Genomic DNA, 10631 nt, shown 5'->3' with positions numbered 1-10631 from the left:
TATTGTAAAAATATTAAAGAAATTAAAATAACTAGGTGTTAGCATAATAATACTTTTACCTAGTTATTCTTAAATAATTTAATTCTAAAATTTTTATGGAAGTTTACACAAAATTCTTGACAGACTCCATAAGCTATTACATAAAAATGTTTTTTATAATATAGATTTCTTTCAAATTTACTCATAAAATCAAAAATTATATAAGTAGAAAATAATCCTAATAAAAATGTTATTATCTGTCCTAAAATTGTAACTGAATTATTCAACATAAACGCCCCACCTTACATATTCTTAATGTGATTTTCCAAAAATATATTAAACTGTTCTCTAAACTCTGATGATTTTTTTTGAGACAGAGGTATAATACTTCCATCCATCATAAAAATATCGTATCCTTTTATAGATTTTACATAAAATAAATTTACTATAAAACTCTTATGGGGCATTAAGAATCCATATTCTTTCACATCTTTTAAAACAGTAGTTATATTTTTCTTTAACATATAGTTATTGTTTAAAGTTTTAATCTTAACCTTGCGGTTTATATATTCAAAATAATATATATCCCTCGGAGCTAACCGTACAACCCCCTCTAATGTTACAAATTCTATTAATTCCTTTTCTTCTTTATCCTCTGAATATGCAATAGCTTCATTTAATTGAGTATATATCTGCTCTTTTTTAACAGGCTTGTTCAAATACCCAAAAGCATGAACCTCAAAGGCTAAGTTTACATAGTCAGTGAAATTTGTAATATAAATTATTTTTACAGTTTTATCATATTTTCTTATTCTTTTTGCAGTTTCAATACCATCTATTCCTACCATATCAATATCTAGAAATATCACATGAAACTTTTTTCTTTCAACTAATAATTCTTCTCCACAATTGTAGGTGCTTATTGCACTCTTGCATGCATTATATTCTCCTATACATTTTTTAATTTGATTTATAACACTTTCATCATCATCACATATTGCAATATTAATCATATAATTTCTCCACACACAATTTATTTTATCTATTTTACGAGCTCAATATAATTATATTATTTAGAAAATTTCATTGCAATATATCTTACATAAGGTATAGTTTTTAGTACATAAGATACATATTTTGTAGTCTTCTATTGATTGATAAATTCAATATATATTTTAATTTGTTATATAATTTATTTAAATACAAAAATTTGCAATTCATAACCATCTCCATCTTCTTTTTTTATAAAAAAATAGTTTTCTATGATAATTGATCTTATCATAGAAAACTATTTTTACAGACTTTTTTTACAGTATCTCTTTTTCTTTATTAGAGTTTAATCTCATAGACACAGGATTTATCTCCTCTTAAAACGGAAGTAACAACCCGACTTTTTACTTCCTTACCAGTAATCTTTGAAATCATTTTTTGTGTCATACTTGCAGAACAATGACAAAGAGCTGGAGACACCTTTTTACCATTCATGCATTGGTTTATTGGACATACGCAATAGCTTTTGTTCTCATCAACAAGAATTATATTCTTAGCCTCATCATATGTAATAATTTGTCCATGTTTTTTTACCATAAAATTAATGAATCCTTGCAAATCTCCAACATATTTTTCTAACATATGCTCCATTGATTTATAATGACATGCACCGCATCCCTCTAAAAGTAATGCACAATTTTCTTGAGAGCAGTTCTTTTCAATGCTATTCAATAATTCATTAAGCCATTCCATACTAAAACTTTGAGCCCACTGTTTATATCCTTCCACGACTTATCCCCCTTTTTCTATGCCACAGCAAAATAACTACTTTTATAATATCATCCACTAGAAACAGGTTCCACCTTAAACATTTTTCATAAAAGAAAATGGTCCAATATAGTTACTAAGTTCCACCTAATAAACTCTTTAATTAATATAAAAAAAATACTATACTTAATGGTGGAGGGGATTTATATATGAAAAAGAAAGATATACTTGAGTTAAAAAAACGTTTAAAAAAAGATCATTGCACCTTCACTAAAATATGTGGTTGCTATGTTAATGGCGAAAAAAATATTATTTTAAATTTTAGAGAAACCTTCTTAAATTTAGATGAGGATGAATACTTTAAATACTTAGAAATTGCTAAAAAAGTCCTATCTGGAACTATTGGCAATAATATTTTAGAACTTAACTTTCCACTTAATGAAAATCTTGAAAATGAAAAACAAATTTCTCTTTTTAAACTTAAAAAAAGCCAATTAAAAGATGATGCTCTACTTGAAGATTTTTATAAGTCCATTATAGATAGTTATGATTATACTGGTAATTTTTTAATACTAGTTTTTCATGATGCTTATGATGTTATCACTAAAACTACTGATAATGCTAAAATAGATGAATCTGAAGAAATATATGAGTATATTCTATGCGCAATATGCCCTGTTTCACTTTCAGAGCCTGGGCTTAGATACTTTGAAGAAGAAAAGAAAATAAAGGCACGTATTAGAGATTGGGTAGTTAATGTTCCAACCCTTGGCTTTGTATTTCCTGCTTTTATTAATCGTGCTTCAGATGTTAATTCTGTTATGTATTACACTAAAAATGCAAAGGAACCACATCCTGAATTAATGGAAAATGCTTTAGGTTGCTTTTCAAAACAAACTGCCACTATCCAAAAACAAACCTTCCAAGCAATTATTAAAGATTCTATTAGCGCTGATGAAGAAAAAGCCGAGAAAACTTTTATGGAAATACAAGAAAACCTAAATACTATGATAGATGAGTACAATTCAACATATGCTGATACAGATGAAGAACCTATAACCTTAAAACAAAAGGACATACAAAATCTTTTAATAGAAAGCGGGGTTCCTGAAGAAGCTACTGCTAAAATTGAAAAATCTTATTTAGAAAACTTTGGTGAAGACCTTCCTTTGGCAGAGAATTTAATTGACTCAAAAGCACTTAAAGCAAATGCTCAAAAGAAAAAAGAAGAACAGCTTGAAAAGCAAGTAGAAATTCTACAACATAAACTTAAAGAAGTAAATAAAGAGACAGCTGTGGACACGGAAGAGGAATTTCCTAAAAAGGATGATGAGGATAATGTGATTTTAGATGAGGCTTTAGAAGATAACTTAGAAGAAACTCCAACTACCAATTCAGAGGATAATAACCTTACTACTGACTATGATGTTATACTTCAAGTAAAGCCTGAAAAAGTACCAAAAATCAAAGCTCAAATAATAGATGGTCAAAAATGTATAGTTATTCCTATTGATGAGAATGAACAAACTACAGTTAATGGCTTAGATGATTTGATTTAAGTTATATAAATAAAAATAGCAAATCTCAAAAATAAAGTTTGCTATTTTTATTTATTTTTACTTATGCTACGGTTCACCGTACTATATCATTCTTAAAGCTTTAATTAATCGATCAATTTCACTAAAAGTATTATACATTCCCAAACTAGCACGTACTATTCCTATAGGATTTCCAGACTTGTATCGTCTATAGGCTTCTTCTGGGCTGACATCTAATAATTTTTCAATATATATATTCGCTCCTGGTATACCTGCGGCTACCTCTATTCCGTGTTCATATACTAGATAATTCCCTACGTCACTGTAGTTAATACCTTCTACATTAAATGATATATAGGGAATTATTATATTATTTGATTCCTGTCCATATATTATCACTCTAGGAATAGATTCTAATCCACTTTTCAGGTAATAGTATAATCGTTTTTCATATTCTGCTATATTTTTAAGTCCTTGAGATTTTAAGAATTTAAGAGCTGCCCCCATTGCCATAACTCCAAATATATTAGGAAAACCAGCTTCATAACGATGTGGTGTGGGAGCATAAATTACTTTCTCACTGCTTACAAAACTAGTGTTATCTGATCCCTGTATGGGTGGCAAATATTTAGCGAAAAATTTACTTGGTCCAATTAGAGCTCCACCATCAAATGGAGTATAGCATTTATGAGCACTAAAAACCACAAAATCTATATGACTACTATTATTATGTGGTTTCATACTAAATGGTCGGTGCTGAACTAACTGAACAGCATCTACCAATATTTTAGCTCCATAATCATGAACTATTTGTGCAATTTTATAAATTGGTGGTCCAATTCCAGTTACATTACTAGCACCAGTTACTGCAACTAACTTCACTTTATTCTTATATATAGTTAATTTGTATACAAGGTCATCTATATCTAAGTCTCCTTCTTTTGTTATATCTACAGTCGCTATTTTAAACCTACTTTTGAAAGGTAAATAATTAGCCATATGTTCCATAGATGTTGTTATAACTACTTGATCAGAATCTTCTTGATAAAAAAGATCTGCTAATAAATTTATACCTTCAGTTGAGTTGTGTACATAGATTACCTCATCTTTATCTACATCTCCTCCCACATAATCAAGTATAATCTCTCGTACATATTCATATTTTTTAGTATTTCTTTTACCAAGATATCCTGCTGCTTCAGTATATGTAATGAACGGAATATTTTTATTCACCTCACATATGACGGGCCTCAAAGCTAGTGCAGTACCTGAATTATTAAAATAAACACGTTTAACTATTTTTCCGTCCAAAGTCTCAACCGGAATATTCGCCCCCTCAATATATCTAGATAAGTTACTTAATAACATTTTATTTCACTCCTTATATTTCACCTAAAATTATACTAATATTTATTCCACTTATTTATAGAAAAGAACTCATTATTTATAATCCAAGATTTCTGTAAGGTATCTGTATTTGCTGTATAATTCCCTATTTACTAATAATTTTTTAATCCTTTAGGTAAATAAGTAACTATTTACTAACCTTATGAAACAATTTGGTTTGGTGTTTTTATGAAATTCACCATCACACTCAAAACATCTTGTTAGTTTCTAAAGCTTCATCTGAATTGTTAAATAAAACATTACTCTTCTTATACTTGTCATAACTCTTATCCCTGACCTGTTGCTTTTCACGTATATATTACAATCGTCTGCAAATATACAAAATCTATGCCCCTTTTCTCAAGTTCTTTATCTATTTCATCAAGCATAATATTAGCAAGTAGTGGACTTAGTGGACCACCTTGCAGTGTGCCTTTATCTAACTTTTTTTCATATCTCTTAGCATATTCTCCCTAGCTAGAGTTCTTTCAAGTAAGTTATTAGTATCATCTATTCCATTGTTTTCTCTTTCTTTTTACGTATTCAAAGTCATGTGTAGAACATAAAATAGTTTTCCCAGACTTATTTTCTAACTCTTGTTTTTATCTTTTCTTCTAACTTAAACTTCCTAAGCTGCCATTTGCAAATATAGCCTATGGAGCTTCTTAATAAATAAAGATGGCAACTACAATGTAGTGCCATCTTTTGTATCAGAAATTTGTTTTTTCTATATAGTGACAATTAACGTCGATATGGTTTAAGAATAACAATAATCTTTCATAAAGTGGGTGAGTTTTATCACCATACTTTGCTTCTAGATTTTCTCCAATATCTTTTACAGTTTTCTTGCCATTTATTTGCAAAAACACATAACTCCCATATTCATCCATGGAAATTCTTTTATATTCTGGAATTCTAAATTTAAGTTTTCTAAAGAAGTTTTGGATCTTGTGATCTTGTTTTTCAAGTATTGTCACAGTATTGTCCTTATCTACTTCATATTTTAAACTATCAGAGACTTTAAATATTATACTTAAGACCTCTTCATTATTATTCATCATTTTTTACCTTACTGTTCATTATAGGTATTATAGTAGCTATTATAAGACCTGCTAATATTAAAAATGCCATTCCATTAGAAGCAACGAATCCACTTGGTCCAGCTCCTTTTATAACACCTGTTACTTGAAGTACTATACCTACAAGTCCTATTATAGAACCACCAGCAACAAGTCCAGATGATAAACTTATACCATTAGAAACTTTAACTTCTTTTTCTTTTTCAGATTTACAAGTTCTTTCTACAAATAAACGAACTAATGCGCCTATTAGTATTATAGAAGTTGTAGATATTGGTAAATAGAATCCTATAGCAACTGTCATTACAGGAAGGTTTAATAAGAATAAAACAACTCCCATAACAGCACCAGCAATTATCATAACCCAAGGTAATTTACTTGACATTATACCAGCAGTTAATGTTGACATTAAGTTAGCTTGAGGTAGTGCAAATGGAACGTTATCACCAGTCATTGCAAGTTGGTTAGAAAGTAACAATATAGTACCAACAACTACTGTAACACCAACTATACCAGCTATAGCAAAGTATTTTTGCATTTCATTTTTGTCGCCACCTATTATGAAAGTAACTTTTTGTGATTGAGAATAACCACCAGCCATAGCTATAGCAGTAACTATAAATGTACCAAATAAAAGTAATGATTTGTTGCTTTCAGAATTTTTCCATCCCATTGCAACGAATAATAATGTTACAACAACTATAGAAGCTATAGTCATACCAGATACAGGAAGGTTCGAAGTTCCTATAGTACCAGTTAAACGACCAGAAACTATAACAAATAGTAATGATAAGAATAATGATAAAATAGAAGCAGCTATTGCCATTAATATATTACCACCAGATATCAAGAAACCGCCTATGAAACATATTACTATACCACCAAGTAATATTATGTTTCCAACAGATGAACCCTCACCACTATTTGAAGACTTAGCATTAATAGTTTCTTTTATGGAAGATACTATTGTAGGTATAAGCTTTATAGCACCTATTAACCCACCAGAAAGCATTATTCCAGCACCGATATATTTTACATAACTACCAGCTATATGTTTAACCTGCATAGCGTTTATAGCAACATCAGGATTATTCCATACAGCTGCGCCGTGTTGTCCAAGAGCAGCGAAGTAACCTATTAAAGGCATAATACAGAAGTTAGATAATATAGAACCAGCAAACATAGTTAAAGAAACCTCTAAACCAACTATATATCCTATACCTAATAATAGGGGATTGACTTCAATTTCAAATTTCCACTTGTAGAAGGCTTCGTTTACATAGCTTATAACATTGTTAGCTACATTTAAAAATGAACTAGTTACAACAGTTATAATACCGCCTATTCCAAACCCGATTCCCATGTATTTCATTGATTCTCCAGCACCTTCTGAAGCAACAAGTGTTTCAGCTATAGCCATTGACTCAGGATACATTAATTTACCGTGTTCTTCAACCATTAAGTAGTTGTGAACAAGAGAAGCTATTCCTATACCGAATAAAACTCCACCTACACCAACAGCAAAACCTTCTAAAAAAGTAACTTTAGAACCTATTAATAGAATTGCTGGTAAAACAAATATTATGCCACTAGCAACAGATTCTGCACCACTTGACATACCTTGAATTAGGTTTTTACCAAGAATACCTTTTTGTTTAGAAAATACAGCTATAAGAGCGGAGCCTAGTATAGAACCAGGTATACCAGCCGCAACTGTAAGACCTGATTTCATACCTGAATAGGCAGTAGATGCTGCAAACAAAGCAGCCAAAATGATACCAATTATCAATACGACAACGTTTCCCCCAGATCTAGAACCACTAGAAACGTAAGGTACGTAGTCTTTACCAGCTACACCACCATATGCATATTTAGATAACTTATTATCCACAATATATCCCCCTAATGTATTATATATACATATTATAATATAATTACCATTAAAATATACCATTTTTAAAATATCAATTTTTTTACTTATTTAATTGCAATGAGGCTACTAATTAGAACAATAAAATTTACATTTAAAAGACACAGAACATAGGACAAGGAAATAAACAGATTTTTAAGCTTCAGATGGAGTTTTTAATTCCACTGCAAATTATTAACAGAATTCTTAAGGGCTTTATTCTTTAGAAGTCGTTATCCAGAGACGTAGCCACTCTTTACTTCCACTTTGAAGAAGATAGGAGTATTAGAACAGGTAGTCATTGGATAAATTATAAGGACCAAAGATCAAAATCTTTGGTCCAAACATTTAATTATTTTACATTTTTTAATACCTCCAATAAGTATTCCCACGTCCTCTGAACTGAAGAAATACTCATGTGTTCATTTGGAGTGTGAACATCATATAGATTTGGTCCAAAAGAAATAGCATCTATTTGATCAAATTTTTCTGCAAACAATCCGCACTCAAGTCCAGCATGAATTGCAGTTATATGAGGTTTCTTTCCATACATTTTTTCATATACATCTTCAAAAATTGTTCTTATTTTTGAATCAGGATTATATGCCCATTCAGGGTAACCAGATTCCGCAACAACACTTCCGCCATTCAGTTTAGCCGTTACAACCAATCTATTATATAATTCGTTCTTTAAGCTTCTAACGGAACTTCTGATTGAGCTTATGAATTCTACCGAATCTTTATGAGTAACAATTACTCCAAGATTCAAGGAGCTTTCTACTAAACCATTAATATCCATGCTCATCGAAGTTACCCCATTTATAACTAAGTATAAGTAGTTAACTACATTATTAGTTGATTCTTTTGAAAGCATTTCTGGAGGCAAGGTAGGTAAAACTTCAAATTCTACTCTTACGTCAGGATCTGGTGTTCTCAATTCAGTTTTAAATAATTCTTCACACTCAGATATTTTTTGCTCAACTAAAGCTTTATCCTCAGCTCTTACTAAGATAACAGCATCTGTCTCACGTGGAATAGCATTGTGCTTAGATCCACCATTTAATGAACTGAGTCTAAAATCTATTTCAGATAAAATGGACATAAGTATACGACCCATTAATTTATTAGAGTTGCCTCTTTCTTTATCTATTTCCATTCCAGAATGTCCACCTTTTAAGCCTCTTATTCTAATTATATATGGAACAAGGTTTGCATCTATTGCTTCCCATGCTACAGAAATTGTTGTTTTAGCTGTAACTCCCCCAGCACAACTCACTAATAGCGTACCTTCTACTTCGGAGTCTATATTAATAAGTGTTCTTCCTTCTATATTTTTAGGTTCTAATGTCATTGCTCCACCCATTCCTGTTTCTTCTGAAGTGGTAACAAGCAATTCTATTGCCGGATGTTGATATTCATTAGAAGCCAAAATTGCGAGTCCCATTGCAACCGCAATTCCATTATCTGCTCCCAAAGTTGTGCCAGTTGCATATATCATGTCATCAATTACTCTTAACTTTAGCGGATCCTTAGTAAAATCATGCTCTATACCTATATTTTTTTCACACACCATATCCATATGACCTTGCAAAACAATAGCAGGACTGTTTTCATATCCGGGTGTTGCTTTCTTTTTTATAGCAACATTTAATGCAGAGTCCTGAACATATTCTAGGCCCTGCTCCTTAGCAAAGGATACTAAATAGTCGCTAATCCCTTTTTCATTTCCAGACCCTCTTGGAATCTGTGATAGCTTTTCAAAGTATTTAAATACTTCAACTGGTTGTAAACCTTTAAGTGCTTCTTTCATTGTTATCATCACCCTTTCTGATTTTGTATTATTTATGGAAATATTTCAAAATATTGTAAATATCTCTATATGTATATTTACCACAAACTAAAATAAAAATCAACATGTTTTATATCATACTCCCTAATTAAATGAGCAATAATATTCTTTTTTCCATAACAAAACAGCTTTCTATGATAGTTATATTTTATCATAGAAAGCTGCTATATTTTGTAATTTACATACTTTTTCACAATCCCTACTATTTAATCTAAAAATAGTAAAAACCTCATTTACTTATGATACGCTTCATTATAAATAATCCTAAATTTATATAAAAGGTAAAAAAACCTTAACAATAACTATCGTGGGTTTTAATGGTGGAGGCGAACCTCTTAAAACTCCTATAAAAAATAACTAGTTACATTCTTATCTTAGCCCCTCTCATACTTTGATGGCAAATCTCTTTTGTGTTTATTATACTCATGCTTCAACTTAATTTTCTTATCTACTTCTTTATCACCACAGCTACCATTTTCTATATACTTATTAATTTGCTCATAAGAAAAGCCTAACTTTTCCTCATCCGATTTTCCACTTAACCCATCACTTGGAGTTTTATGAACCAATTCATAAGGTAGCCCTAAAGAGTCTCCTACTGCTACAACCTCTTCAGTAGTTAAATCTCCTATAGGATTAAAGTCAAAGGCGTTATCACCCCATTTTGTTGTATATCCTACAAAACCTTCTGATTTATTTCCAGTACCACATACCCTATAGTTCATGTTAGTGCCAATCGCATACAAAGTAGTCATTCTAATTCTCGGAGGAATATTGATTTTAGCATCAATAGATAAACTTTCATCTGCAATACCCTCTAATAATCCATTGTAAGCTTTCTCTATATTAACTATTTTATAATTAATTCCTAAAATATCTACAATTCTTAAGCTATCAGCTATATCCTTCTGCTCACCATTTGGCATTAAAACTCCAAATACTCTTTCTTTTCCTAAAGCTTCAACTAATAACTTAGCTGCCACCAAGCTGTCCTTACCTCCACTAATTCCAATAATAGCTCCCTTAGCATTAGACTGAGCTTTAAAATATTCTTTAATCCAATTTATAATATTTTCACATTCGTTTTTTGCATTAAAATCTCTTCTCAATTTTTTATACCTCCCATAAAAATG

At 30.6% G+C, this 10631-nt stretch carries 9 protein-coding genes and 1 pseudogene; 1 reads left to right on the top strand and 9 read right to left on the bottom strand.

The genetic code is table 11. From position 1 onward, the window contains the following. Window positions 1-59 precede the first annotated feature (59 nt). From OW729_RS16075 to OW729_RS16065, 3 genes are all read right to left on the bottom strand, one after another. Window positions 60-269: a hypothetical protein gene (locus OW729_RS16075; protein WP_268062573.1), complete on the bottom strand. Its 210-nt coding sequence runs from the start codon at window positions 267-269 to the stop codon at window positions 60-62. 12 nt (window positions 270-281) lie between these two features. Continuing rightward, complete coding sequence (locus OW729_RS16070) at window positions 282-992, bottom strand: LytR/AlgR family response regulator transcription factor (protein WP_268062572.1); 711 nt, start codon at window positions 990-992, stop codon at window positions 282-284. Between the two features lie 316 nt (window positions 993-1308). Further along, on the bottom strand, window positions 1309-1758 hold the full coding sequence (locus tag OW729_RS16065) for a hypothetical protein (protein ID WP_268062571.1): 450 nt from the start codon (window positions 1756-1758) through the stop codon (window positions 1309-1311). Window positions 1759-1946: 188 nt separating this feature from the next. Between OW729_RS16065 and OW729_RS16060 the strand changes: the two genes are divergently transcribed. After that, window positions 1947-3296: a DUF4317 domain-containing protein gene (locus tag OW729_RS16060; RefSeq protein WP_268062570.1), complete on the top strand. Its 1350-nt coding sequence runs from the start codon at window positions 1947-1949 to the stop codon at window positions 3294-3296. 81 nt (window positions 3297-3377) lie between these two features. On the opposite strand, the gene OW729_RS16055 is transcribed toward OW729_RS16060, so the two are convergent. The 6 genes and pseudogenes from OW729_RS16055 to nadE all read right to left on the bottom strand — a co-directional run bounded on the left by OW729_RS16055 (window position 3378) and on the right by nadE (window position 10607). Then, window positions 3378-4643: an aminotransferase class V-fold PLP-dependent enzyme gene (locus OW729_RS16055; RefSeq protein WP_268062569.1), complete on the bottom strand. Its 1266-nt coding sequence runs from the start codon at window positions 4641-4643 to the stop codon at window positions 3378-3380. A 276-nt stretch (window positions 4644-4919) separates the two neighbouring features. Further along, a pseudogene (locus OW729_RS16050) lies at window positions 4920-5107 on the bottom strand (reverse transcriptase domain-containing protein); the annotation flags it as partial. A gap of 264 nt (window positions 5108-5371) precedes the next feature. Continuing rightward, window positions 5372-5722: a PqqD family protein gene (locus OW729_RS16045; protein WP_268062568.1), complete on the bottom strand. Its 351-nt coding sequence runs from the start codon at window positions 5720-5722 to the stop codon at window positions 5372-5374. Then, window positions 5712-7631, bottom strand: a complete 1920-nt coding sequence (locus tag OW729_RS16040) for an OPT family oligopeptide transporter (protein WP_268062567.1) — start codon at window positions 7629-7631, stop codon at window positions 5712-5714. The genes OW729_RS16045 and OW729_RS16040 overlap by 11 nt, the downstream gene beginning before the upstream one ends. Window positions 7632-8001: 370 nt before the next feature. Beyond that, window positions 8002-9459, bottom strand: coding sequence for an aminoacyl-histidine dipeptidase (locus OW729_RS16035; RefSeq protein ID WP_268062566.1), 1458 nt, complete (start codon window positions 9457-9459; stop codon window positions 8002-8004). Between the two features lie 413 nt (window positions 9460-9872). Beyond that, on the bottom strand, window positions 9873-10607 hold the full coding sequence (gene nadE / locus OW729_RS16030; protein ID WP_268062565.1) for an NAD(+) synthase: 735 nt from the start codon (window positions 10605-10607) through the stop codon (window positions 9873-9875). Between the last annotated feature and the right edge of the window lie 24 nt (window positions 10608-10631).

This window comes from Clostridium brassicae, from assembly GCF_026738875.1.
Lineage (GTDB): Bacteria > Bacillota > Clostridia > Clostridiales > Clostridiaceae > Clostridium_H > Clostridium_H brassicae.
This window is presented reverse-complemented; position numbering and strand designations above follow the sequence as displayed.